Origin of the sequence: Vibrio sp. 10N.286.52.F8, from assembly GCF_041468745.1 — a bacterium.
GTDB lineage: Bacteria > Pseudomonadota > Gammaproteobacteria > Enterobacterales > Vibrionaceae > Vibrio > Vibrio crassostreae_C.
The window spans coordinates 147,731-174,192 of record NZ_JBFRJF010000019.1 but is presented as its reverse complement, the minus strand read 5'-3'; the positions used below and the strand labels follow the sequence as shown (position 1 = coordinate 174,192).

The following is a 26,462-nucleotide window of genomic DNA, read 5'->3' as shown; positions in this document are numbered from 1 at the left end:
CTATGTTTCTGACACCTTACTTTTCTACTGAAGACAATCAATTTCAATTCACTCGTGAACAAGCAAGCCACTTTGCTAAAAAAGTAGCTGGCGATTTCAACCCGATTCACGATGAAGACAACAAGCGCTTCTGTGTACCTGGCGATCTTTTATTTGCAGTACTTCTGCAAAAAGAAGGCATCAGCCAAAAAATGCGTTTTGATTTTTCAGGTATGGTTGGTAACGGTATTGCGTTAAGCGTTGACAACAAGTGTGAAAAAGAGAGCTCACTTATCGATGCAAATGGTAAAGAGTACCTACACATGTCTTGTGAAGGTGAGAAGAGCCATGATCAAGCATTCATCGAGCACGTAGTAACAAACTACGTTAAGTTCTCTGGCATGAACTTCCCACACATCATGGTTCCTCTTATGGAAGAACAACAAATGATGATCAACTGCCAACGTCCTCTAGTGATTTACGAGAGCATGGAAGTTGAATTTACTCGCCTAGACCTGTCTCACCCAGAAGTTGAATTCTCTGGCGCGACTTTTGATGTTGAAGGAAAACGTGGCATCGTGACCCTGAACTTCGATTTCAAAGAAGACGGCGAAGTAGTAGGTAAAGGCGTGAAGCGTATGGTAGCAAGTGGCCTTAAGCCATACGACCAAGCTTCTGTAGACGACCTAGTAAACCGCTTCAACGAACGCAAAGAGATGTTTCTAGCTCAGTTCACAGCCGCTGCTTAATCAGCTCTAGAACAAGATCAATAAAGCCCAGCTTGATAATCTCAAGCTGGGCTTTTTTATTTCGATTACTAAGCCAGCACTCAAATCATCACTAAATCCAGCGTCTAACCTTTTGTTTGTAATCAACATATTCTGCGCCGAATAATTGTTCTAGTGCTCGCTCTTCGGGTTTGATTTGGAAGTAATTCATGTAGATTACGAAGCCAAAGCTAAGTAGTACACTGAAGATATTCTGGAAGAAGTAGCCAAAGCAAAATAGCAGGATGAACAACCCTAAGTACATTGGGTTTCGCGTGTAGCCAAAAATTCCACTGTCCACGACGGCTGAAGCGGTTTCTACTTTGATCGGGTTAACGGTGGTTTTCTGTTTTCGAAATTCCAATATGCCGGATATTCCGATCACGCCACTCAATGTGACTCCGATTCCTAACACAATCATTCCATAAGGCAATGCCAGTGTCCCTTGGCTCAACTGTTGAGCGCAGAAGTATGATGCTACGAATACAATAATGAACAGTGCAACTGGTGGTACTTTTAATTCTAGAAATTTCATACTTTTCCTTATTAACATTCCTTTGTTAGTTTAGAAAAAAGCCCAGCAATTGCTGGGCTAAATGTATTAGAGAATTTTTGCTAGCGCCTGTAATGGGTGAGCAAGCTTCTCACCTTCAAAACGCTTCACTTGGCTGCGGCAAGAATAGCCCGTCACCAAGCAACGATCTTTTGGTAAGTCCTGCATTTGAGGCTTCCAGCTTAAACCATATATGTCTTTCGACATTTGTAGCTTATCGACTTCGTGGCCGAAAGTTCCCGCCATACCACAACAGCCGACAGGAACGCTGGTTAACGCCGCCCCAAAGTGTTTGAAGATAGTACCCCACTCTTTTTCAGCGTTCGGCATTTTGGTTTTCTCAGTACAGTGAGCAAACAAGTACCACATATCTTCACTTGCTGAGCGTGCTTCGAACTCACCTAGCGATGGCATTAACCATTCATGCACAGTAAGTACATCAAAGTCGCCGCGCTTGTCACCTAAGATCTCGACGTATTCATCGCGGTAACAAAGCACAAGAGCAGGATCAACACCGACCAAAGGAATTCCGATATCCGCCACCATCGACAAGAAATCCGAAGTCGATTTCGCCTCACGTGCAAAACGATTTAAGAAGCCCTTGATGTGCAACGCTTTACCATTCGGTTTGAACGGCAGCAGTACCGGAGTTTTGCCAAGTTTTTGAGCCAGAGTGACGAAGTCTTCAATCACCTCGGCATCATAGAAGCTGGTAAACGGGTCTTGAACGATCAGCACATGCTGTTTCTTCTGTTCAGAAGACAAGCCTTCTAAATACTGTAAATCGAAGAGTTGCAGCTCTTTACTCGCTAGACGATTTTTGAGCGTAGGCACCGACATCAATGGTGCATCAACATAACCGACCGTTTTAGCTGTTGCCGTTTGGATCCACTTTTGACCCAATGCAGCGTTGACTACTTTTGGCACTTTCGCCATCAGCGGCAGCATGGTTTCAATGTTGGCAACTAGATAATCTTTTGCAGGGCGCTGGTAACGCGAGTAGTAGATGTTCAAGAATCGAGAACGGAAACTTGGTACATCGACTTTGATCGGACATTGACTCGCACACGCTTTACACGCCAAACAACCGTTCATCGCCTCATGAACTTCATGCGAGAAATCGTACTCATGGCGTTTGTTCATCGTATTGCGAACACGCTCAATCATAGTCTTAACGGGTGTGTTGTCTTTCAACGCTTCTTGCTCAAGGTCGAGAATATCAACGCCTTGTTCAGTCAGTTGACGCAACCACTCTCTTACCAAGCCTGCGCGGCCTTTGGGTGAGTGACGTCGGTCAGCCGTAACTTTCATTGAAGGACACATTGGCGAGCTAGTATCGTAGTTGAAACACAAGCCGTTACCGTTACATTCCATTGCTTGCTTGAAGCTGTCACGAACTTGTACGTCGATCTGACGGTCGTAGAAACCACGCTTGGTATCGGTGACTTTCACCAATTCAGCGTCACTTTCTAAAGGCGTACAGATCTTGCCTGGGTTCATCTTGTTGTGCGGGTCGAATGCTGCTTTAATACGTCTTAATTCGGTAAACAGCTCTTCACCAAAGAAGTCTGGGCCATACTCAGAACGGAAACCTTTACCGTGCTCGCCCCACATTAAACCGCCGTATTTCGCCACCAGCTTAACCACTTCATCAGAGACTTCATGCATCAATGCTTCTTGCATCGGGTCACACAGATCCAATGCTGGACGAACGTGTAATACGCCCGCGTCAACGTGACCAAACATGCCGTAATTCAACTCTTTTGAATCGAGTAACACTCTAAATTCAGAGATGAAATCCGCGAGGTTTTCTGGTGGTACACAAGTATCTTCAGCAAAAGCGACTGGCTTAGCTCGGCCTTTCGCCGCACCTAACAGACCCACTGCTTTCTTACGCATGTTGTAGATTCGGCCAATGCTCGCCAAATCGCTACAAACTTGAAAACCAATCACGCCGGCTTCTTCGCTTTCAACCATGGTTTCAAGGCGTGCAGTCAGCGCTTGAACTTGCTGTTCAACTTCCGCTTCATCTTGGCCTGCAAACTCAACCATGTTGATGCCAAGCATCTCTTTGTTCGGAACATCAGTCAGCAAATCGCTCACGGTGTGCCAAACGATGTCTTGCTTCGCTAGGTTCAATACTCTTGAATCTACCGTTTCAACAGACAGTGCTTTCGCTTCCACCATGAACGGCGCATTACGCAGCGCAGAATCAAACGTGTTGTATTTCACGTTAACCAGTGTGCGCGCTTTTGGAATCTTGGTTAGGTTTAACTTTGCTTCCGTGATGAATGCTAAAGAACCTTCAGCGCCACATAGAACGCGAGTTAGGTCAAAGCTGTCATCTTGTTCGTTGATTGCATTCTTTAGGTCATAGCCTGTTAAGAAGCGATTCAGCGGAGGGAATTTATCTAAGATTTGAGCGCGTTTGTCTCGACAAACCGCCTCTGTCACCGCAAGTGCATGGTGAGCGAATTCACCCTCTACAGGTAAGCCGCGTGATAAATCAGATTCTAGACATGAACCATCTGCGAACACCGCTTGCAGCGACAATACATGGTCAGACGTTTTGCCGTACTTCAATGACCCTTGGCCCGAAGCATCGGTATTGATCATGCCACCCAAGGTTGCTCGGTTACTGGTTGATAGATCAGGAGAGAAAAAGTAACCATAAGGGCGAACAGCGTCGTTCAATTGATCTTTAACGACACCAGACTGAACTCTTACCCAGCCCTCTTTCTCGTTAATCTCAAGAACCTTATTCATGTATCGCGACAGGTCAACCACGACACCTTTTGTTAAAGATTGTCCGTTGGTTCCGGTACCGCCGCCACGAGGGGAAAAAGTCACGCGTTCGTAAGCGGATTTAGAAACCACTTTACCGATAAGCACAACGTCTTGCGTTGTTTTAGGAAGGATGACCGCCTGCGGCAATTGCTGATAGACACTATTATCAGTCGCCACAGCCAAACGGCTAGAATATTGAGATTCAATGTCGCCAGTAAAGCCCGCTGTTTTTAGTTCATCTAAAAAGCGTACGACAACTGGATCGACATCAGCATTGAGTTGAAGTCTTGGTAACATTTGCTTCCTGCCCCTACTTCGCTGATCCTATCAGCATTGGGTTATCTGAGATTTATAATAATTTTCTTTGAATTTCGTCACTTTACTACTATTAAGATCATATAAAAAGGTGATCAAATCAGAATCTCAGTGCAAGAATGGAGAAATAGTCACTTTCGTCTTAATTCAGTAACAATATACTGAATAACATTTTGTTTAAGACATCTCCACGAGCACATCACAATGAAAAAAAACAAAACAGTCACAACTGAAGATATCCTTCTTAAACTATGCCAATCAGTCTCAAGCGTACTGACTTCAGCGACGGCTTCTCAGGTGTCCTATTCAGCCATGGTTCAAAAGATCAACAAGACAAGCCTAAAGCCAGATTTTGGTTGCTTCGTTCTGTTTGACGGCGGCTTTTCTGGTCTCGTTGTTATTAATTTTACGTCCAAAGCAGCGCTAGAGATCTACACCAATTACATGCGCAATATGGGCATGCCTGAAAACGAGCTTGCTGTGCTTCATACTTCAGACGAAGTGGGTGATGTATTGGGTGAGTTGATGAACCAATTAGTTGGCGATTTCACCAATAAAATCCGCAAAGAGCTGCAAACCAACATCACACAAAACCAACCGAAAATGCTGGCTCTGAACAAGCAAGTTAACCTTTCTGTTGATACCAATCTCGACCGTCCACAAGCTCGTCGTGTGACCTTCTCTACCGCTAATAACAACATCTTCTACCTTGAGCTTGCGATGGATAAGACTGAGTTCATTCAATTAGAAGAATTTGAAATCGCAGAAGACGAATGTCCAGATAGCATTCTTGAGGCGACTCAGAAAAAAATGCAAGAAGCGAACAAGCCAGCTCAAAGCTCTGGCAATGATTCTGCGGCAGATCTACTCGATGAACTGGGTATCTAGTTTACGAATGCTCTAGACATATTGAAAAAACGTGTCACTAACGCCATCAATACGCTTGATGGCGTTTTTGTTTTTACCGCCAACTGGGCTCATGCAGTTCAATGTTCACCGCCTTCCTTGTTCATCAAACCAGTTTTGCCTTTCTGTTACCCGCGAAAACATGTAAAATGTTGGACTTTTAAAAATTTGCGGTACTGATTAAATTGTCGATGGATAAGAAAAAAGCCCTAAAGAAAATTGCCAAGTGTCTTGAGCTTGGAAATTCTGCGAACGTCAATGAAGCTGCCAATGCGATAAAAATGGCGCATAACTTGATGCTGAAATATGGTCTCGAAAAAGACGATATTGAATTTATCAAGATGGGGAAAACTCAGTCCAGTCACCTGTTACCTGCAAATATCAGTTCTACACTGCTGCGTGTTATTCGCGGTATCAACACCAAATTTGGCGTAGAAGCCGTATTGCTGAATCATAAAGGCCTCAAGCGTGTTGAGTTCATTGGTGAAGCCGACCGCGCGATCTTCGCAGCGTTCGCTTTCGATATCATTTATCGTGAACTGAATGAACACACCGGCCAATTCAGAAATAGCTTTGCTGGCTCTGGCACAGGGTCCTTAGAAGTGACACGCCGCGTGAACTCGTTTGTTTCAGGCTGGGTTGAAGGTGCGCTTGAAAAGCTACCAACCATTACTCCCGACGACGAATCAAACAACAAGATCAATAACTACATTGATAAAGAATTCAAAAATATCGACCGTGAAACGTTCAAGCAGCAACTGAGAGAAGCGATGAAAAACCTCACCGCCGATTATGAAGTTGGTTTGAAGAAAGGTCGTAAACTGTCTGTTAATCGACCAGTTGGCGGTACCCAGGCAGCTAAAAAGATAACTAAATCATAGAGCCGATGCACATTGGCTTAGGGTATTGATAGTGATTACTTTAGTCGTATCACTCGCCGAAGAAGATACGACTTAATTGACAACCACATATCGTATTAGACTTAACTATGAGGTCCCATTGTTTATCGTGTCCAATTTTCCCCCCTCATCATTTCTTAGAGCTCTATTTCTAGCCCTCATCTTTTCCACGATACCGTTGTCCACCACACATTTCGTGCACGCAGCAAGCAGTGATGAATTTTCACTAGAATCACAACCTCAAGATCCAGTTTCTCAATACCAATTGGCTCAAGCTTATGAATCGGGTGTCGACGTTCCTGTTAGCACCAGTGAAGCATTGTATTGGTACACGCAGTCAGCAGAAAACGGCAACCCAAACGCGCAATTTAGACTGGGTGAATGGTACTTGGCAGGTACAGGTGTTGAACAAAGTAACAAGCTTGCTTTGGAATGGTTTATTAAAGCGGCGTTGCAAGGTAACCAGCGCGCACCTATCGAGGTAGCAAAACTCTACGAATCCTCGCTAGAACAAGACCTCCTTCAACCATTAGATAAAGCGCAGCTATGGTATGAAGCAGCCTTAAAAGATAATCCACAAGCAGAAGAGGGCTACAACCGCATTTTGGAAGCACAATTCAACCAGCAACGTGCAAAACAGATCTCTTCAATAGAACAGCTCGATGACAGCATCGACTCTGAAATAGACACCAGTCAGGGGGTATCTAAGCACGTTCAATCTAACCAAGCATCACGCTCTAACCTCTCCAGTTCTAACCTAACTAGCTCTGACTATATGATTGGTGCTGCGTTGGCCGTGTTGATTTCAATCATCAGCATTATTGCGACGCTCGTTATCTCAAGAAAAAGACAAGCTCTAAAGTCGGGTGATTCGCGACAGCAACAACAATCACTTGAAGCGCAGCTTAGCTCGAAGGACCTTACGATTAAGCAGCAAAAACGCCAGCTGAACACTATGTTCCACGAATTGAAGAAGCAGAAAAACAGCAAAGGTCTGAGTAATTTGCAGGTGGCCTGCGCGCTATTTGGCTACACACCTAGCTCAATCCCCGACCAGAAAAGCATCAAGATCCGATACAAACAGCTATCAAAGATCTACCATCCAGATGGTCACGGATGTGACGAAGAAATGAAACGTTTGAACAATGCGCTAAAAACCATTTTACAAAATGTTACGAAACCGTAAACAAACACACATCTTCATTTTCCTAGATCTCAAAGATATCGATTTTATTGGTGTTGCAATCGATCCCCCTCTCAAAAACGGGTAACAAACTATTAACTAATGGGTCTTACTTGTGTCATAATTTGCGCCGAAAATACACCTGACTTAAACAGGTGAGGAGAGAATATGTTCACAATAGAAGGCGTTTGTGATTGGTGCAAAAAGCCAAGCCTAGTTAAAAAGCACGACTACCTAGATGGTAAGTGTCATCATGCATGTAACGAGTGCAATGATATTGCAACCATTGATGTTCGCCAGTTCAATATTGGTGAAATGGAAATGAGAGCAAAACTCTCCCAAGCGACATTGAGATAAGCAACACCGTGAAATATAAGAAAGCGCCTAAGGCGCTTTTTTTGTGCCTGTGGTTTTAGATCTTCTTTCTTCTTTCTTCTTTCTTCTTTGTTCTCTCTTCTATACAGGTATATACAGTACTTTTCTGCAAAAACCAGTGTATACACCTGTATAAAGCTCACATTTATTCAACTTATGATACAAAACAGCAGATTCATTCAAATTTAATTTATCGAATACTTTCAATGATTTAATCATTTACCATCCATAACCTCAGACGAAATCGTCCAATAATCCCGCAAAAAACGCTTGATCTTATAAGCAACTAAAACTACTGTATACACATACAGCATGTATATAAGGACAGCAAAATGATTCAAGCACACGTTAAAGCACAACACTCTAGCCCGCTAGTTCACTGCGCATTTACATCAGTTTCTCGTAAAAGCAAAAATTCAAACGAGGAAGCGTTGTTTGCAAGAATGGCGTTGCTGTCCAATCAACATCAGTGGTTACTGTTTACGGCTCAAACACCAAGACCATCGGCTAAGCAGCTTAAGCAACATAATGTTTGCTGCGACCGCGTTATTCATATGAAAGCCTCTCATCAAATGACTGAGGTAGAGACTGTCGAGAAAGCAATCCGCTCTAAGAATGCGAGCGCGATTGTTGCAAGTGCATCGATTGATCAGTTCAGCCAACAGTACCTAAGAACATTAGGGTTACGCTTTCAATGTGAAGTCTTCTTTATGGATGCAAATTCAGAGCGTATTCACTAAGCCACCTTACTTAATAACATGTTGGCTCAAAAACATGGTCCACAAACATAGCTTAATCTTTTAGCTAACAAACTTAATTTAACTTAAGAAACAATTCGCCAAAACACAGTCCAAACATACTGCCTTCCCCTGCCCTACAATTCGCCCATTTTTTAGCGGATTGTTAGGCGGGGGTTTTTATTTAAACAACAGATTTAGCAATCGTTTGCTTTTTCTCTGGAAGCAAATAGTAGATTGGGTATAATGCCCGTCTAATCATGTGCACACCGCACTTCTCTGTATGACGTTTGATAAAAGATAGGAATGTCTAAATGAGCCTTGCTGATCAAGTTCTTGCCGTAAATGATGACCTACCAATCCGTACTGATAAACCTGTCCACAGTGGCAAGGTTCGTTCGGTCTACTGGTTAACTGAAGAAGATAGCCAACGACTAATTAAAGAGAAAGGCTACGATGTAGCACCAGATGCGCCTTTAGCAATCATGGTGATCAGTGACCGTATCTCTGCATTTGATTGTATCTGGCGTGGTGAAGGGAATCTTAAAGGTGTTCCAGGTAAGGGAGCGGCTCTGAATGCTATCTCTAACCACTGGTTCAAATTGTTTAAAGACAACGGACTTGCTGACAGTCATATTCTTGATATCCCTCACCCGTTCGTATGGATTGTACAAAAAGCTCGCCCAGTCATGATCGAAGCGATTTGTCGTCAATACATCACTGGTTCAATGTGGCGTGCATACGCAAACGGCGAACGTGAATTCTGTGGTATCGAGATGCCTGAAGGCCTTGAGAAAGACAAGAAGTTGCCTGAGCTACTGATCACGCCTTCAACAAAAGGGATTCTGAAAGGTATTCCTGGCGTTCCAGAAGCTGACGATGTGAACATCACACGCAACAACATCGAAGATAACTTCGCAGCATTCAACTTTACTCAAGCAAGCGACATCGCGCATTACGAAAAACTTCTTAAAGAAGGCTTCAACGTAATCAGCCAAGCGCTAGCAAAAGTAGACCAAACCTTTGTTGATACCAAATTTGAGTTTGGCTACGTCAACGATGCTCAAGGCAAAGAAAAGCTTATCTACATGGACGAAGTCGGTACTCCAGATTCATCTCGCATTTGGGATACTCAGGAATATAACAACGGCAACATCGTTGAGAATTCAAAAGAAGGCTTCCGTCAGTTCTTGCTTAACTACTTCCCTGATGCCGACATTCTTTTGAATAAAGAGCGTATGCCAGAACGTGAAGCATTGGCTCGTGACAATGAACTTCCACTGGATTCTCTAATGTCTCTGTCTCGCACTTACCTTGATATCGCAGCGAAAATCACAGGTGCGGAGATCGTACTGAGCGAAAATCCTAAGCAAGAGATCATCGATGTACTGCGCGCTGACTATGGTCTAATCGACTAGTCGCTTAATCTCAAAATAAAAAGCTCGAAAGCTAATAAGCTCGTAGACTCAAGTTTTAGATACTAAAAGGGCCTCAATATTTGAGGCCCTTTTTACGTGTACGTTTTTACTATTCCTCGAGAGAGATTATAGGCGAGCTGAAGTTACAGCTTAATCGTGAACTCTTCTCCAGAATTACCCGCAATCACTAAATGACTGCGCGATTCAATATACTCGATCTGCTCTTCTTCAAGTGAATATGGCATCACCACTTTGAGCTCATTGATCCCTTCCAGCTTAGCGAGCTTGAGTAAGGTAACAATGTTCGACTCATCACTTTTACGCGTCGACATTGATTTCAATGCCATCTGCCATAAACGATCCTCTGGGGTGCCCAACTCTTTAATGCTATCTCGCCAGACGGTACTGAACACTGGCGCAATTGTGGTGAGTGCTTCCAGAAAAGTCCATTTTTTACTGCATGAGGCGCCAAGAAATGTTGTGTAATCGAACTCTACACGCGTCTCTTCCTGTTTATCCATGATGTCCCCCGACACTTTGGCAACACAATATACTCAATATCTATCAACTCTTTCTTTATAGCAATAGGATATAGAAGAATAGTCTTTTATGACCTTTTGATTGGTTAAAAAGGAATATAAAAATCAAACTTGTAACAAAATAAGCACTGAAAAATCATATATGCATCTATTTGATTAATATTTTAGAGATAAAACTTATCCATCTATTTGATATCAATTATTCGACTCGCTTTTTTGAACTGAATACGCCAACCAGACCATGTCGGTAGCTCCCAACGTTTTGGCGATAACTTTCGGCTACCCGACTGATAATGGACGTAAATCAGCTTTCTTGCGGGCAAGTATTCAACATCGAGTTGCAAGTCGGCAAGGCTCAATACAAACGGGTATTTTTCCGAAAATTCTGAGTAGAGCCAAGTTGGAATGCCATCGAACGGTATGTCTGCATGATCGAACATTTCCAATTCGCTGACATCAGTAACACCTAGTACTTCAAGCTGCTCTATAAACCATAGCTCAAAGTTAATGTCCTCAATTTCTGGTGTGTATTTAGTTTGTTCATCGAGACCAAGTTTCACATACAACTGCCAGTGTTTGATTTCTTGAGTGCGAGCCTTTGCAAAACCGGGAAGCTGCTCTCCATTTAACACAAGGTCGACGATAGGTTTTAACGATAGTTGCCCTTCAGCGGCGACGAGTTTGGTTGTAATCGTGCGGCCTGCGTACACCAATGCCATCTCGGTAAAAACACCATCATCATTCACAACGGTTTCGCCTTGATCCCACTCTCCTAGTTCAGCATCAATGAGAAGCTCAAGAGGAATGGGTGTCGTGACCGTCGCTAAGGTCAGTGTTTGCTTAACGCCTCTTCCCGGCAAGCTGTGAGTATCCAACACCAACATCGCTTGTGCATTATCAGGGAAACGGTTCTGACGACCGAGCACCACTTCTAAAACACCATTGGCAAAGGCTTCTTTCCTTTTCAGTCGGCGCACAAACACCAGTTCAGGATGCAGATTCACAATGGTCTTGAGCAATTCAATGCGTTGGAAACGTGACGCGACTTCTAGCTGAGGAAGTTCAAATACCTCCCGCATTTGCTTCGCCAATCCTTGAGCTTCATTCAGAGCCTGTTGGTCGATGTCTAAATGCGGATATTCTCGACCGCGCACAATCTGAATCAACAGGCTTAAATCACACCCTTCCTTCTCTTGTTGCGCGAGCGCTTCAAGATGTTCTGCATTGTTTGGTAACTGATACAAGCGAGCAGGAACGGACAGCGCCGCAGTGAGATCAACCATCGCCTCTTTTAATGCTTTGGTTTTGATTCGAGTAACGATATCGGCATACAAAGCATCAATCGGCAACGGATACAGCTTTTTACCATGCTCGGTAACTTGATGGTCGGCGTTAATCGCTTCCATCGTCAGCAAGGTTTGAGTTGCACTGTTGAGTGATTTCTCTGGAATAGGGTCAAGGAAGGACAAGCTCTCAAGCGGAGATCCACAACATGCTGCGGCCAACATAGGTTCAGTCAGCTCTTCACGCTGCAATTCAGGCGGTGTGACTAACTCTAACGCCGCATGTTCACCATATAGACGCACGCAAACGCCGTCCATTACCCTACCCGCGCGGCCAGCTCGTTGTTTGGCACTCGCTCGTGATATGGATTTAAGCATCAGTGTGGTTCTGCCATTACGCTGAACGGTGCGTCTCTCTAATCCTGAATCTATCACCACGCCAATGTCAGGAATGGTTAATGAGGTTTCTGCAACGTTGGTCGCAAGGATGACCTTTCTCAAACCATTACCTTCAGTATGGATATTCCGACCCGATAACGCTGAATCTCGCTCTGTATCACTGACCGACGCATGCAATTTAACAACTTGGATATCTGGATTTTTCGCTAAGGCTTGTTCGCATTGCACGATCTCTTTTTTACCCGGTAGAAAAACCAACATATCGCCAGAAGAAGCGATCAACTGATGATTAACTTCTTCCACGATACGCTGCTCTAGATGTCGGATATCAGGCAGTGTTCTGGATTCATTCGCTCTGTGCTCAATCTCAACTTGATAGGTTCGCCCTTCACAGCTTATGCGATTCGCATCCAAATAATGAGCAAGGCGTTCACCCTCAATGGTTGCTGAAGTGATCACCAAACGATGGCTCGCTTTTTGTTTCAGAATCGCCACCAGCAGATCAATGTCCCAGCGCCTCTCGTGAAACTCATCCACCACGATCACATCAAAACTAGCTAATCCATCTTCTGATAACCAACGCAGCGCGATACCGGGCGTCACAAAAACAACGTTAGTTTGCTCGTTGTATTCCGACTCAAGCTTAATCGCATAGCCCACTTTGCTACCCAACTTCTCGCCTGATCGCTGCGCGAGATATTTAGCCAGTGATGTACACGCGATGCGTCTTGGCTCCACCACTAACACTCGTCCATGTTGAGAGGCCCAAAGTGGCAGGCGCGTTGATTTACCTGATCCGGTTTCCGCCTCTACGACAAGGTGAGAATTAGCGATTTGTTCGTGGAATACGTTTTGATAAGCATCGATGGGAAGTAATGACATAAAATGGCGAGTAGCGAAAAAGTGTGAGCAAAGTATAACGAATTATCGTGTTGAAATTCGATAAGTGTGGGACAGAGGTAAGAATATCATTTTGTTTGCTCAGATCGCGGAGAAACTATTTACAATTGAATAACTAAACCGTTATCATTTTTTAGTTACCCTTTCTCCCATATTAGGCATCCAATGAACAACGATAAACGCCCTCTATATATCCCTTATGCTGGTCCTGCTCTACTAAGTACACCTCTTCTAAACAAAGGCAGCGCATTCTCTGCTGAAGAGCGCAGTTCTTTCAACCTTGAAGGTTTGTTACCGGAAACAACCGAAACAATCCAAGAGCAAGTAGGACGTGCATACAAACAATATTGTAACTTCGAAAGTGATATGGATAAGCATATCTACCTTCGTAACATCCAAGACACTAATGAAACGCTTTTTTATCGTTTAGTTCAAAACCACATCTCTGAAATGATGCCTATCATTTATACGCCAACAGTTGGCGCAGCATGTGAGAACTTCTCAAATATTTACCGTCGTGGCCGTGGTCTGTTTATCTCATACCCGAACCGCGATCGTATCGATGACCTACTGAATAATGCGACAAACCACAACGTTAAAGTTATCGTGGTTACGGATGGTGAGCGTATTCTTGGTTTGGGAGACCAAGGCATCGGTGGTATGGGTATTCCAATTGGTAAGCTAGCACTTTATACAGCTTGTGGCGGTATCAGCCCAGCTTACATGCTACCAATCGTGCTCGATGTGGGTACTAACAACCCTCAACGTCTTGCTGACCCAATGTACATGGGCTGGCGTCATCCTCGTATTACGGGTGCTGACTACGATGCATTCGTTGAAGAGTTCATCCAAGCGGTTCAACGCCGTTGGCCTGATGCATTAGTTCAGTTCGAAGATTTCGCACAAAAGAACGCAATGCCACTGCTTGAGCGCTACAAAGATCGCATCTGTTGTTTCAACGATGATATCCAAGGCACAGCAGCCGTAACGGTTGGTTCTCTACTTGCAGCATGTAAAGCAGCAAACAGCAAACTTTCAGATCAACGCATCACCTTCTTAGGTGCGGGTTCTGCAGGTTGTGGTATTGCTGAAGCTATCATTGCCCAAATGGTGTCTGAAGGTATCAGCGATGCACAAGCTCGCTCTCAAGTTTACATGGTTGACCGTTGGGGTCTGCTACAAGAAGGCATGCAAAACCTGCTTGATTTCCAACAGCGTCTGGTTCAAACCAACGAAAACACCAAAGACTGGGAAAGCGATGGCACTGGTTTCTCTCTACTAGACGTAGTTCGCCACGCGAAACCAACCGTATTGGTTGGTGTGTCTGGTGCTCCAGGTCTATTCAGCAAAGAAGTCATCAAAGAGATGAACCTACACAGTGAACGCCCTATCGTGTTCCCACTGTCGAACCCAACAAGCCGTGTTGAAGCGACGCCAAACGACATTATTCGTTGGACTGATGGCCAAGCACTTGTTGCGACAGGTAGCCCATTTGAGCCAGTCGTTCACAACGGCACAACTTACCCAATCGCTCAGTGTAACAACAGCTACATCTTCCCAGGTATTGGCCTTGGTGTATTGGCTGTGAATGCTTCACGCATCACTGACGAAATGCTAATGGAATCAAGCCGTGCACTTGCTACGTGTTCTCCACTAGCAATCAATGGCACAGGTGCTCTACTTCCACCATTGGAAGAGATCCACACGGTATCTAAGAAAATTGCTCTTGCGGTAGGTAAAAAGGCGATTGAACAGGGCGTTGCTCTAGAGATCACTGAAGAAGCACTGCAACAAGCGATTGACCAGCACTTCTGGCAGCCAGTTTACCGTCGCTACAAGCGCACGGCATTCTAATAAAGCGTACTGCGCTTGGAATAAAGAGCGTTAACGACTCTTATATGAGCCTCTGCAATTGCAGGGGCTTTTTTCTTTAAACTGTCTTGTCTTTTTAACTGATTTTTCTCATTTTTATTTGGTATTATCGAGCACTCAAAAATTAATGCTCAGTGAAAGGACCATACCGAGAGTGAAATTTGATTCTCACATTATCCGTAGCTACATAAAAAAAGCTTACAAAAAACTGCAAGGTTTTCTGTTTGGCGCTTTCCTCGTGTTCTTAGTAGGCAGCGCTGCGGTTATTGCGATCGATTATTGGGTTTCATGGCAAGCGGAAGATCGCATCATCTACGATATAGATGAAGTGCCCGAGCTTGAGGTCGCCGTTGTGCTTGGCACGAGCAAATATTTGGGTCGAACACTCAACGACTATTATAAGCACCGAATCGAAGCCGCGATTGAGCTGTTCGACCGTGAAAAAGTCGACCAGTTTCTGTTAAGTGGTGATAACGCTCATCGCTCTTACAATGAGCCGTGGACGATGAAACGCGACTTGCTGAAAGCGGGTGTACCCGATGAACGCATTAACCTCGATTACGCAGGCTTTAGAACCTTAGACTCGATTGTTCGCGCTAAAAAGATCTTCGACACCGACAACTTCCTGATCATTACTCAGAAATTCCACTGTGAAAGAGCACTATTTATCGCTAATTCTTACGATATTCATGCACAATGTTTAGCGGTTTCAGGCCCTACTCATCATTCAGGCACCTCTATCCGTTTGCGTGAAGTTTTTGCGCGTACCAAAGCCTTCTTAGATTTGTATATTATGGGGACAACGCCAAAGTTCCTTGGACCTAAAGAGCCCATTCAATCGAGTCCAAAACCGGAATCATTTCCGATTCCAAACCCTATGACTGACCCCTCTGTAAACCCTGTTGTAGATCCTACAACAAACCCTATTGCAGACCCAGCAGAGACAGATGTGTAGAAAACTACACATTTTGAATTTGTTGCCTCACATTTCCCCACTGTTACACAAAAACACACCAACACACCTTTATTAACTTAAGTAACATTCTCCCAACAAAGTCTGACCCTACATCAAGCTATATACCTCGAAAATAATAAGCACGACTCAATGAAGTCGTGCACCAATAAAACGAGGATAACAAAAGGAGCGTCTTATGACGGCACTTGTTACTACACTGAAACACTGGTTGTTCACCCGCAACAGCATGATATTAATTGGTAATTTCACGCTATTCGCACTCTTGCTCAACACCCTTCCTTTCGAATCACAAGTCAATACTGGTTTGAGTATTCTCGTGTTCGTTGCGGTTCTATGGTTAACCGAAGCTATTCATGTCAGCATCACCGCTCTGCTCGTTCCACTCTTGGCTGTCTTGTTTGGTGTGTTCAATACGCCCGCTGCATTAGCGAACTTCTCGAACCCAATCATCTTCCTATTCATGGGTGGTTTTGCCCTTGCTGCTGCGCTCAACAAGCAAGAGCTCGATAAGGCGATTGCCGACAAAGTTCTGCTGATTGCAAAAGGCAGAATGTCGGTGGCGGTGTTCATGCTATTCGGTGTGAGTGCAGGCTTGTCGATGTGGATTTCGAACACAGCAACGACTGCAATGATGCTTCCCCTTGTTCTTGGCATCATGAACAAGGTTGACCAAAGTGAAGACCGCAACACCTACGTGTTCGTGCTACTGGGTATTGCTTACTGTGCTTCAATCGGTGGCATCGCAACCTTAGTTGGTAGCCCACCAAACGCAATTGCGGCGGCAGAAGTTGGCTTAAGCTTCACAGAGTGGATGGCACTTGGCCTACCTATCTCAATGATCTTACTTCCAATCGCGATGATTATTCTTTACGTGATGACTAAGCCGAAGCTTGACCACAAATTCGAGCTAGACCATGCCCCAGTTGAGTGGACAAACAGCAAGAAAATCACACTGTCTATCTTCCTTCTAACCGTAACGCTTTGGATATTCGGTAAACCAATCAACGCAATGATTGGCGGATTCTCTAAATTTGATAGCTTAGTAGCGATTGGCGCAATTGTACTGCTTGGCGCTTCTAGAGCGGTGGAATGGAAAGACGTTGAGAAGACAACGGACTGGGGTGTGCTTATCCTATTCGGTGGTGGTATCTGCTTAAGTAACATTCTAAAAGCGACAGGAACCAGCGTATTCTTAGCACACTCACTAAGCGGATTTTTAGAAACAGCTGGCGTACTGCTTACGATTCTAGCCGTGGTAGCGTTCGTGGTATTCCTAACGGAATTTGCGAGTAACACAGCGAGTGCAGCACTTCTGGTGCCAGTATTCGCAACCATCGCTGAAGCACTTGGTATGTCGCCAGTTATTTTGTCTGCACTGATCGCTGTTGCTGCGTCTTGTGCCTTCATGCTTCCTGTTGCAACACCACCAAACGCAATCGTGTTTGGCTCGGGTCACATCAAGCAGAAAGAGATGATGCGAATCGGTATGGTGTTGAACCTAGTTTGTATCCTAGTTCTGACTCTGTTCGCTTGGATCTTCTGGTAAACACTAACGTTCTATAAGCGCATGCTTACAGGAATGCTCCCCTAAACTGGTTGAACTTCCCCCGGTTTAACCAAGACAAAAATGCCCGTTCAGCGTAAGCAAGCACTGAACGGGCATATAAAAACAAGAAACGCTTTCCCTTTTGGTGGCCCCGCGCCACCTTTTTTGTTTTGGCTTTTGGGAGAAGAACCATAAAAACGCCACACGTCACATATGCACGTGTGGCTTATAAACTCATCAAAACAATTTTCAGATTAGTGACTCAAGATCACCTGGTTTCGACCTGAATGCTTTGCTTGATATAAAGCTTCATCAGCGCGAGCAATGGTCTCTGTCACTCGCTCTTGCTTCATCTCGGCAACACCGATACTGCATGTCAGCGGATCGCCATGAACCCAAAGGTGCTGGCTAACCAATAATCGAATGCGTTCAGCTTTTATCTGCGCCTCTCCGGCTTCGGTCTCAGGGCAAAAAACAATGAACTCTTCACCACCCCATCTCACCAACTTGTCGGTAGCGCTGATCGAACTGCCCACCACCATGCTGAACTCGCGTAAAATATGGTCACCCATTTGATGTCCGTACTTGTCATTTACACTCTTGAAGTAGTCGATATCGAGATACAACATACCCAGCTTGCCATGTCCTTGCTTCACATGTTGTGACTGCATTTTCAACCAATCACGAATCGCGTGGCGGTTTAGTATTCCGGTTAACTCATCACGATGGGCCATCTCTGAAAATTCAAAATTCTGTTCTCTCAGTGCGCGATTGACGTTCTTTAAGTGGTGATGTCTTTTCTCTGCGATCACCATGCGTTTTCTTGAACGGTTTAACTCTGACAGCAAGAATACGGTGCCCGTCCCCACCCACACAAACAGTAGGATCATGAACAAGCTTTCTGCGGTGATATACGAACCTTCGAACTCAATACTGCGGATGACGATTCTGTGGTGACCGAGTTTCGCTCCAGACGCAGTAGCAAACTCAACCATATTCACATTCGAAAATTCAGGGGCCGAATGCTCTAACGCAATGTCGTTGTCAGCCAGCCACCATGTCATCACCTGTAGATTGGCGATTGGGATTTCAATCACACCGCCATCGATTCCTGGAGAAAACTCCATGCCGTTGTACTTGTGCGTGTACTCGTCATCAGGAGCTGAATAAGCAGGGTTGTAGTTACGTAGATAGGTTCTCAAACGGCCACTAGAGTCAGCCTCCGCATGGTAATCAATGTTCACTCTAAAGGTGTGGTACTGAGAAAGGTCAAGGCCCGAGGTGATGTCAGGGTTGATACGAATCGACAGCCCACAGTAAGGCCACGGATACTCCGACTCTTTAAGTTCACAGTCGAGAATATACTGCCCATTTTCGTAGGATAACTGGGACGTACTGACTCCCCTATCAACTTGATCACTGGTCGCGATAAATTCATATTTATCAGGGGTAATTGCCGTTATCACACGATTTCCGCTCACACGGTAATACTGCACAATGGCAAGTGTTGCGATAACTAAAAAGATAACAATCTTATGGATCCACTTCACGTCTAAGCTTCCTGCTTAATATCCCTATAGTTGGGATTTCACGATAAAAAACAAGTTAGATAAATTAGTGATCTTAATACCAATAAATCACTAAAAAACGTTATATCACGCCCGAACAAAATGTCATACTATATTTTAATGCATGTATTTGCTGTTGATTATTCACGGCGAGAATCAAGTAATATTGCGTATAAAAACAGGCTCTATTTGTTATACTCATCGCATAATCATCGTTAACCGTACTGCCTGCTCACAGCGCAATCGAGTCGACGAAATAATAATCAAAATACAACGAGTAATGTCATGTCTTTATTAGCAAAAGGAACACTCAAAAAGATGAGTGCTTCCCTTGATGGCGCGGTTACCTACCGTTTGCCTGTAGGCGAAGAGTTTGTAGAGCTAAACCCTCTGATTGGTAAAACCATCAACCTTACCCATACCGGCAATATTTTTTGTTGTTCGTGTGGTAAGAAAACCAAGAAAAGCTACTCTCAAGGCCACTGCTTTGTGTGCATGAAAAAGCTAGCAAGCTGCGACATGTGCATCATGAAGCCAGAGACTTGTCACTACGATGAAGGCACGTGTCGCGAGCCTCAATGGGGTGAAGAGAACTGCATGGTTGATCACTTCGTTTACCTATCGAACACGTCTAGCCTTAAGGTTGGTATCACGCGTCACACTCAAATCCCAACACGTTGGATTGACCAAGGTGCGACTCAAGGCCTACCTATATTGAAAGTAAAAACTCGTCAGATTTCTGGCCTGATTGAAGTTGAATTGGCAAAACATATCGCCGACAAAACCAACTGGCGCACGCTGCTAAAAGGCGATGGCGACGATATGGAGTTGGTAGAAAAAGCCAAAGAACTATTGCCATTGGTTGAAGATAAGATCCAAGAGATCAGAGCGAAGTTTGGTGACGATGCAATCGAGATTCTGAGCGAAAACATCACTTCACTGAGCTACCCGGTTGAGCAGCACCCAGTGAAGATTGTGTCGCACAACTTTGACAAGAACCCTGAAGTATCTGGTGTGCTGCAAGGTATTAAAGGCCAATACCTAATCTTAGATACGGGCGTGATTAACATCCGTAAATTTGGCTCTTACGAAGTGGAAGTGTCTGCATAACTTGTAGAACTTAAACGTTTCTTATAGTTGGAAGCGCTTAGTGAATAGCCAAAAAATAAAATGCCCTCAAGTGATGACTTGAGGGCATTTTTCGTTGTCGATCCTATTCGCTTTCGATGACGATTTTAGGCGTTAGAGCGCAACCACATCTCCGTCTACACAATTCTTGCCGTTGGCTTTCGCGCGATAGAGAGATTGATCGGTTAAATTCACGAGTGCATCAATCGTGACACCGTCTTCACAGGCTTGGCTATCACTGATTCCGATACTGACACTCGAATTAAATCGTAACTGTTCATCAATCTTAAATTCGGTTTGATTAAACTGCTCTCGGATCTGATCAGACACTTGACGCGAAATCTGAGGCGACGCATTAGGGATAAATACAATGAACTCTTCACCGCCCCATCGACCTGCGACACCGCCCACAGCCTCAACATTACGCTTAGTAATATCAGCCAATGCGCAAATTACCTCGTCACCCACCATGTGCCCGTAGGTATCATTGATCGATTTGAAGTCATCGATATCAAGCAGCATACACACTAAGTGAGTCTCAGAGACAAGGTGCTCTCTCAGCCACTCATAAATCGCCCTACGGTTAAGCAAATCCGTCATTTCATCGTAATTCGCTTGGTGTACCAACTGCTTTTCCAGCATCACCTTTTGAGTCACATCTTCGAGCACAACCTGAACGGCTGGCTGACCTTTCCAAGTAATCGCATTGTCGTAAATATTGAAGAACCGATGAACGCCGTCAAAGCCAATGTTTTCAACCACGGTACTAGTACCTGACAACTCCCCTGATACGATCGCGTGATAGTGCTTGCTGATGCCATCGGCATTCTGTTTTGGTACCAGTTCAAGGATAGAGTCCAGCTCTAATACTTGCTCGATGGAAGCCGCGCCTTGCATGTTGACCCAAGATTGATTAACCATCAGCGGCTTGAAATCTCGGTGAACCAAGATGCCCTGCCCAGATTGCATGATCATGTCGTGATACATCTTATCTTGCTCACGCACCGCATTTTGCAGCTGAATCGCAGGGGAAAGATCGATCACTGTGACTTGCAGTGCAGGTCTTCCCTGCCACTCCGTCACATGGTCGATAGAAAACACGGTGAACTCTCTGCCATTGCGATCAACATTGGTATAGGTGTGAACCTGAGGGTCGCGTTGACCACTGACCGTTTCAAGGTAATTTTGATAGGCGAGAACATGATAATCTTCTGAGATTAGATCTAGAAAGCTATCGATATTAGAAAGTAGTTCTTCGGGCGATTGGTATCCATAGATGCGAGCATAGTTAGCGTCAACACTCACTACATTCATATCTTGAATAGTTATTACACCGTACGTGGATTCGAAATTTATTGAAGACATTGCCAACTCCGCACTCTAGCTACACTTCATAAACTGGAGCATAACAACACATCCTGCCAACGCTTCCACACAATCTATCACGCGCTAGGGACATTAATATGCCATCTAGTATATCGTACTGTTGCGACCTTCTCTACAACTCAATTGCTAACACGAGTTAGTAAAAGTAGACAAGCATCTCAATCCCATTATTCGCGTCAAAAAACAGAAATAGATAACCTATACCAATGTAACCATTATCTTTTTCTACTTTTGGCCTTGAACTGATGAAAGAATCCGCTCCCAACCACTTCAAATCCTGTTCGCTATTCTTTTAAACCTGCGCACTATTCTTTAAACCTACGAACTATTCATTCCAATCAGAGAAATATGAGACTAAGAAGTCGATAGCTAACCGTGCTCTCTGTGGAAGAAAACGACGGTTCTGATAAACAATCCAACTGCTTGTGCCCGCTCCCCAATACTCTTCTAACACAGGGACGAGTTTTCCATTGCTAAGACTGCCATTGAAACTGCTTTTAGGAAGATAAACGATGCCAAGCCCCTCTTCACATGCTTTCAGTACTGCGCTCGAATTGTTACTGCGCCAGCGTCCATGTATTCGTACTGCATTTAACGATTTTCCCTCTTTCTCAAATAACCACTGATCACTGTTAGCGATAATACAGCTATGCATTTTCAACTGCTCTGGATGAGTAGGCGAACCAAATTGCTCTATATAGTCTTTACTGGCTGCAGCCGCCATTGGACGATCGACCAACTTTCTTGCCACCAGCCCTGAATCGTCTAATCGACCATAACGAATGGCAAAGTCGATACCATCTTCGATGAAGTTCACCATCTTAGTATTGAAGTTCATTTCTATGGTGAGTTCAGGATGATCTTTGGCAAATTCCATCAGCGCTGTCGCAACATGATTTTCTGCAAATGCACCCGCAGCACTAACACGTAATGTACCGCTAAGCTGAGTTTGTTGAGACGTGACTTGTTCATTCGCTTGTTGCAGCCCAATCACCAAGTCTTTGCACTGCTGATAATAGGTATGACCCGATTCGGTCAGGCTCACCATCCGTGTTGAACGCGCAAGCAACGCCACGCCAACTCTCTCTTCCAACCTTGAAACTTGGCGACTGACATGACTGGTACTGCAACCCAACTGTTTTGCTGCTGCAGAAAAGCCGTGACACTCGGCTACCGCAACAAACTCATTAATACCTTCAAAGCTGTCCATACTTAATCTACCCGTATCTTATCTTTGCTATATAGCAACAATGTTTTGCCTGTTTAGTATATTATCACCTAATTGGTTTGGAACTAGTATTAGATACAACAAGACGGCGATAGCTAAGTAACAACACGATACCTAGCGCTTAACGAAAAGCGTCAGCATCTAATTACAGGCATCGTTTCTAAATAAAAAAACAGCAGCTCAAAGGGATGAATCATGAAAAAAATACTAATTCCAGTAACTAACCACGCAACACTTGGCGATACAGATCAAGCGAATGGTACTTATGCGCCTGAACTGACTCATGCTCTCAAAGAGATCATTGCTGCGGGTTTTGAGTACGACATCGCTTCTATCAAGGGTGGTAAAGGCCCGTTGTATGGAACCGATATTGAAGGGGATTCAGTAAACGCGGAGATCTTGGCTGATGATGACTTCCAAAACCGCATCAACAATACGATTCCTGTAAACCAAATTAATGCAGAAAGCTACGATGCTATCTTCTACCCAGGTGGTTTCGGTTTGCTTTCAGACCTAGCAACCAACGAGCAATTCGCTGCTATTGCGGCTAAGCATTACGAAGATGGTGGTATTGTCGCGGCAGTATGTCACGGCCCTGCGGCGCTGCTTCCGATTGTTTTAAGCAACGGCGAGAAGCTATTGAGTTCTAAATCGGTGACTGGCTTTACTCGTGAAGAAGAGATCGACTTTGGCACCATCAACGACATTCCATTCCTATTGGAAGAGTCTCTTGCTCGCAGCGCAGCGCGTTTCAACAAGGTTCAACCTTGGCAAGAGCTTGTGATTGTTGATGAGCGAGTGATTACTGGCCAAAACCCAACCAGCGCGCACGCAGTAGGTGCAACTCTGGTTAAGCAGCTGTCTTAGTTAAATCAGAAACTTAACCGAGCAACGGTTTTAGTCTTAGTAACCGTCCTAATAGAATAACTGTCCTTAAGCAGATATAAGCTCAATCAAATAAAAAGAGCATGCTTCCTACTCAATATTCTTGAGAGAAGCATGCTCTTTTCTAATTCTGTAGCTATTAATGTGCTAGTGACTTCTTGCTAGTCGCTTCTTACTAGTTACTTCGCAAGATCCCTTCAAGCACATTGAACAGCAAGTCGATCTCTTCAATCGAGTTGTAATGCATACAACCAATACGCACCACGCCCTGCTCTTCAATACCCAACTGTTTCACCAAACCTAATGCGTAGAAATGTCCGTTCCACACACAGATATTATGTTCACCCAACTTCTTGGCGATGAACTCTGGAGAGTGATTATCAAAGGTAATCGCAAACGTTGGGGTTCTTAGGTTCGAATCAAATTCGGTTTTCCCGTAAAGCTTTGCCCCTTCAAGATCGGACAAGCGTTTAAGGAAGTACTCACTGAGTTGGCTTTCATGCTTATTATAAAGCGCGTAGCTTTGCTCTAAACGAGAACGTAATGAATCGGCGGGATCACCCAACTGCGCCAAGTAATCCACCGCCGCAATCACACCGGCAAGGCCTTCAAAACTTTGCGTTCCTGTCTCAAAACGACCTGGGCCGATATTAGTCGCAGGCTCAACCTTGTAAGGCTTTAAAGTATGCAGCCATTGAGGCGCAACATAAGCAATGCCCACATGCGGGCCGAAGAACTTATACGCTGAACACGCTAAGAAATCACAATTCAGTTGCTGAACATCGATCAAGTGATGCGGTGCGTAATGAACGGCATCGACATAAACCTGCGCGCCATGCTGATGTGCAAGCTCAATGACTTTCGCCATATCAACAATCGAACCTGTGGTGTTCGAAGCAAACGTCACCGCGACAAGCTTAGTCTTCTCATTTAACAGAGACTCAAAGTGCGCCATGTCTAGGCTGCAATCCGATTCGTCGACACGTACTTGGTGAACAATCGCGCCTTTGTCGTCGGCCGCTTGCTGCCAGCTTGATACATTTGAGTAATGGTCTAACGCAGTGACGATAACTTCATCGCCCTCTTTCCAATCGCGGCTGATCGCTCGGCTCAGTTGGAAGGTCAGCGAAGTCATGTTCGCACCGAACACAACGTTGCCAGAAGACTCAGCATTGAGTAGCGCTTGTGCTGCTTCTCTTGCTTGCTGCATTAAGCTCGTGGTCTTTTGGCTAGAAAAATAGTGGCCACCTAGGTTTGAATTGAAATGCCCTAGGTATTCGGTCATTGAAGCTAAAACATTCTCAGGCACCTGAGATCCGCCTGGCCCATCAAAAAAGGTCACAGGCTTACCGTTATGGTATTGGCCTAACGCGCTAAACTGTTGGCGTACATCATTAAGAGTGAAGGACATTACGCGCATCCTTAGCCGTTAGCACAAACAAATCCATGTAACCCATCTCATCGTGGTCTATAGTGCGAATTGGTTGTGCGTTGTGCCACAACTTGCTGTCTGCAAGCATCGTAACATCGCCGTTTTCAAGCACTTTTCTAAAGAATGGCGCTTCATGAGAATCTTGGTATAGCATGATTTCGCCACCCACAATGTTATGACGGTTCACACCAATTAACGCGATGTGGTCGAAGCCATCTTGGTGCACGCCTTCTGGCGCAACCTGCGTCTCTTCATAAATGGCAGCGATACGAATTTGGTGGATTTCGATTTCTTGTCCGTCTTCAAGCCCGTTGGTTTCAATAAACAGTTCACACATCTCTTGCATGCCTTGGCTGCTTAGAATTGGTGCTTCAATCGGCTCGAATTGGCGAACAACGTCACCTTGAAAGTGATTAATGTTTTCAGACTGAACAAAGTTATGTTTGTCTAGCTCAACGACTTGTCCATTACTGAATTGAACCACCGAGTACCTTCTCAATCGAAACTGGCCATCCGCATGCTCTGTACTTGGTAGCTTAGAGAATGAAGGTGACAACTCCTCAACTGCGTGGTTACTGAGGTGGGTAATATGTAGGGTATTTTCGTGAGCATGTAACATCATCGACTCCTTAATGATTGTTAATTTACTTTCGATATTTAACGTTTTGTTTACATAAAGGATACTTGAAGATCTTGTCAAATCAACATTAAACAATCATTTATCCCGTCAGAAATAATAATTCAGATAGTAAAACTAACTTTAAATTCAAAAGCAGTGCATAACACCAGAATAAAAGATGACCAACTCTTAAAACTAGCACACTCCACTAGCTAGTTATAAATCCCTGCAAATTTAAATTTAACGATATTATAAACTAGCAAGCTATGTTTCATATTGTGTCAGCCCTTTCCCTTTAATACGCCAGCCTCCTTGCCTGAGTTCAGGCATCACACTCGCCATCATTCATTTCTATGCTTTTGCACCGCGAAATACGACCTACCTATCAATTGCCAAACTATTGATTATTTACACAACAAACTGAAATTGGTTAATTTATGAGTACGCCAGAAACCAAACGCCTTTGCTTGCGCGTCTGGAACAGGTCGAGTTCGGGGGGAACTCGGCCGCCCTCAAATAGAGTGCTTTCTAATAAAACCTACAATTATAAATGATGCGTTTATTTGGAATATGATGGTCTGCCTTTATGTCCTAACTTAGAATTCGTTAAAAATAGGCGACTATAAAGATTGGGAATGTTCTACACAAAACAGATGAGAGGGTAAGCAAGCTTGAAAGGTTGGTTGCTAAAAGAGCCACCTTTGGTGACATTTACACCAAAAGTCAAAACGAAAATAAGTTAACTAGACTTAAAACGATTCACTTAGAAAATAGGGAATTTA

General features: G+C 44.3%; 20 protein-coding genes and 2 pseudogenes. 13 read left to right on the top strand and 9 right to left on the bottom strand.

The features are described from left to right. The first annotated feature begins 2 nt into the window (after positions 1-2). Positions 3-728 (top strand): DUF3581 domain-containing protein, encoded by a 726-nt coding sequence (locus tag AB4133_RS11575; protein WP_017067089.1) that lies wholly within the window; start codon positions 3-5, stop codon positions 726-728. A 91-nt stretch (positions 729-819) separates the two neighbouring features. Here the strand turns inward: AB4133_RS11575 and AB4133_RS11570 are convergent, their stop codons facing one another. Together AB4133_RS11570 and AB4133_RS11565 are read right to left on the bottom strand one after the other, a co-directional pair. After that, positions 820-1,281: an isoprenylcysteine carboxylmethyltransferase family protein gene (locus AB4133_RS11570; RefSeq protein WP_017066183.1), complete on the bottom strand. Its 462-nt coding sequence runs from the start codon at positions 1,279-1,281 to the stop codon at positions 820-822. Between the two features lie 66 nt (positions 1,282-1,347). Next, a complete protein-coding gene (locus AB4133_RS11565) occupies positions 1,348-4,383 on the bottom strand; it encodes an FAD-binding and (Fe-S)-binding domain-containing protein (RefSeq protein ID WP_372224511.1) in 3,036 nt (1,011 codons plus the stop codon). 222 nt (positions 4,384-4,605) lie between these two features. Here AB4133_RS11565 and AB4133_RS11560 point away from each other — a divergent pair, with 222 nt between their 5' ends. From AB4133_RS11560 to AB4133_RS11530, 7 genes and pseudogenes are all read left to right on the top strand, one after another. Beyond that, a complete protein-coding gene (locus AB4133_RS11560) occupies positions 4,606-5,289 on the top strand; it encodes a DUF3334 family protein (RefSeq protein ID WP_017059770.1) in 684 nt (227 codons plus the stop codon). A 209-nt stretch (positions 5,290-5,498) separates the two neighbouring features. Beyond that, the gene (locus tag AB4133_RS11555; RefSeq protein WP_017059769.1) at positions 5,499-6,188 is read left to right on the top strand and encodes a DUF2786 domain-containing protein; all 690 of its coding nucleotides are present in this window, start codon (positions 5,499-5,501) and stop codon (positions 6,186-6,188) included. Between the two features lie 118 nt (positions 6,189-6,306). After that, positions 6,307-6,874 (top strand): annotated as a pseudogene (locus tag AB4133_RS11550) (tetratricopeptide repeat protein); the annotation flags it as partial. Between the two features lie 80 nt (positions 6,875-6,954). Beyond that, positions 6,955-7,392: pseudogene (locus AB4133_RS11545) on the top strand (hypothetical protein); the annotation flags it as partial. Between the two features lie 165 nt (positions 7,393-7,557). Further along, complete coding sequence (locus AB4133_RS11540; RefSeq protein WP_017059767.1) at positions 7,558-7,746, top strand: hypothetical protein; 189 nt, start codon at positions 7,558-7,560, stop codon at positions 7,744-7,746. Positions 7,747-8,096: 350 nt separating this feature from the next. Further along, positions 8,097-8,504: a SulA-like leucine-rich domain-containing protein gene (locus AB4133_RS11535; protein WP_017055178.1), complete on the top strand. Its 408-nt coding sequence runs from the start codon at positions 8,097-8,099 to the stop codon at positions 8,502-8,504. 311 nt (positions 8,505-8,815) lie between these two features. Further along, positions 8,816-9,919, top strand: coding sequence for a phosphoribosylaminoimidazolesuccinocarboxamide synthase (locus tag AB4133_RS11530; protein WP_017055177.1), 1,104 nt, complete (start codon positions 8,816-8,818; stop codon positions 9,917-9,919). Positions 9,920-10,062: 143 nt separating this feature from the next. On the opposite strand, the gene AB4133_RS11525 is transcribed toward AB4133_RS11530, so the two are convergent. Both AB4133_RS11525 and AB4133_RS11520 read right to left on the bottom strand, forming a co-directional pair. Then, positions 10,063-10,440, bottom strand: coding sequence for a hypothetical protein (locus tag AB4133_RS11525; protein ID WP_017059766.1), 378 nt, complete (start codon positions 10,438-10,440; stop codon positions 10,063-10,065). Positions 10,441-10,643: 203 nt separating this feature from the next. Further along, positions 10,644-13,022, bottom strand: a complete 2,379-nt coding sequence (locus AB4133_RS11520) for a helicase-related protein (protein ID WP_372224510.1) — start codon at positions 13,020-13,022, stop codon at positions 10,644-10,646. A gap of 183 nt (positions 13,023-13,205) precedes the next feature. Here AB4133_RS11520 and AB4133_RS11515 point away from each other — a divergent pair, with 183 nt between their 5' ends. From AB4133_RS11515 to AB4133_RS11505, 3 genes are all read left to right on the top strand, one after another. Continuing rightward, complete coding sequence (locus AB4133_RS11515) at positions 13,206-14,894, top strand: NAD-dependent malic enzyme (RefSeq protein ID WP_017059764.1); 1,689 nt, start codon at positions 13,206-13,208, stop codon at positions 14,892-14,894. A 172-nt stretch (positions 14,895-15,066) separates the two neighbouring features. Further along, positions 15,067-15,867, top strand: coding sequence for a vancomycin high temperature exclusion protein (locus AB4133_RS11510; protein ID WP_017063589.1), 801 nt, complete (start codon positions 15,067-15,069; stop codon positions 15,865-15,867). 196 nt (positions 15,868-16,063) lie between these two features. Further along, the gene (locus tag AB4133_RS11505; protein WP_017059762.1) at positions 16,064-17,434 is read left to right on the top strand and encodes a DASS family sodium-coupled anion symporter; all 1,371 of its coding nucleotides are present in this window, start codon (positions 16,064-16,066) and stop codon (positions 17,432-17,434) included. Positions 17,435-17,688: 254 nt separating this feature from the next. On the opposite strand, the gene AB4133_RS11500 is transcribed toward AB4133_RS11505, so the two are convergent. Further along, entirely contained in the window at positions 17,689-18,984 is a 1,296-nt protein-coding gene (locus AB4133_RS11500) for a GGDEF domain-containing protein (protein WP_372224508.1), read from the bottom strand. Between the two features lie 303 nt (positions 18,985-19,287). Here AB4133_RS11500 and AB4133_RS11495 point away from each other — a divergent pair, with 303 nt between their 5' ends. Next, positions 19,288-20,112: a DUF2797 domain-containing protein gene (locus AB4133_RS11495; RefSeq protein WP_029235797.1), complete on the top strand. Its 825-nt coding sequence runs from the start codon at positions 19,288-19,290 to the stop codon at positions 20,110-20,112. Positions 20,113-20,244: 132 nt separating this feature from the next. Here AB4133_RS11495 and AB4133_RS11490 read toward each other — a convergent pair whose 3' ends face one another. Together AB4133_RS11490 and AB4133_RS11485 are read right to left on the bottom strand one after the other, a co-directional pair. Beyond that, positions 20,245-21,495 (bottom strand): sensor domain-containing diguanylate cyclase, encoded by a 1,251-nt coding sequence (locus AB4133_RS11490; RefSeq protein WP_017059759.1) that lies wholly within the window; start codon positions 21,493-21,495, stop codon positions 20,245-20,247. A 346-nt stretch (positions 21,496-21,841) separates the two neighbouring features. Next, positions 21,842-22,726: a LysR family transcriptional regulator gene (locus tag AB4133_RS11485; RefSeq protein WP_065585184.1), complete on the bottom strand. Its 885-nt coding sequence runs from the start codon at positions 22,724-22,726 to the stop codon at positions 21,842-21,844. Positions 22,727-22,939: 213 nt separating this feature from the next. Between AB4133_RS11485 and AB4133_RS11480 the strand changes: the two genes are divergently transcribed. Then, positions 22,940-23,611 (top strand): type 1 glutamine amidotransferase domain-containing protein, encoded by a 672-nt coding sequence (locus tag AB4133_RS11480; RefSeq protein ID WP_372224505.1) that lies wholly within the window; start codon positions 22,940-22,942, stop codon positions 23,609-23,611. A 193-nt stretch (positions 23,612-23,804) separates the two neighbouring features. Here AB4133_RS11480 and AB4133_RS11475 read toward each other — a convergent pair whose 3' ends face one another. Together AB4133_RS11475 and AB4133_RS11470 are read right to left on the bottom strand one after the other, a co-directional pair. After that, complete coding sequence (locus tag AB4133_RS11475) at positions 23,805-25,040, bottom strand: cysteine desulfurase-like protein (protein ID WP_372224503.1); 1,236 nt, start codon at positions 25,038-25,040, stop codon at positions 23,805-23,807. After that, positions 25,024-25,680 carry a 2OG-Fe dioxygenase family protein gene (locus AB4133_RS11470; RefSeq protein WP_372073733.1) on the bottom strand — a complete coding sequence of 219 codons (657 nt, stop codon included), beginning with the start codon at positions 25,678-25,680 and terminating at the stop codon, positions 25,024-25,026. Before AB4133_RS11470 ends, AB4133_RS11475 begins: the two co-directional genes overlap by 17 nt. Positions 25,681-26,462: the final 782 nt, after the last annotated feature.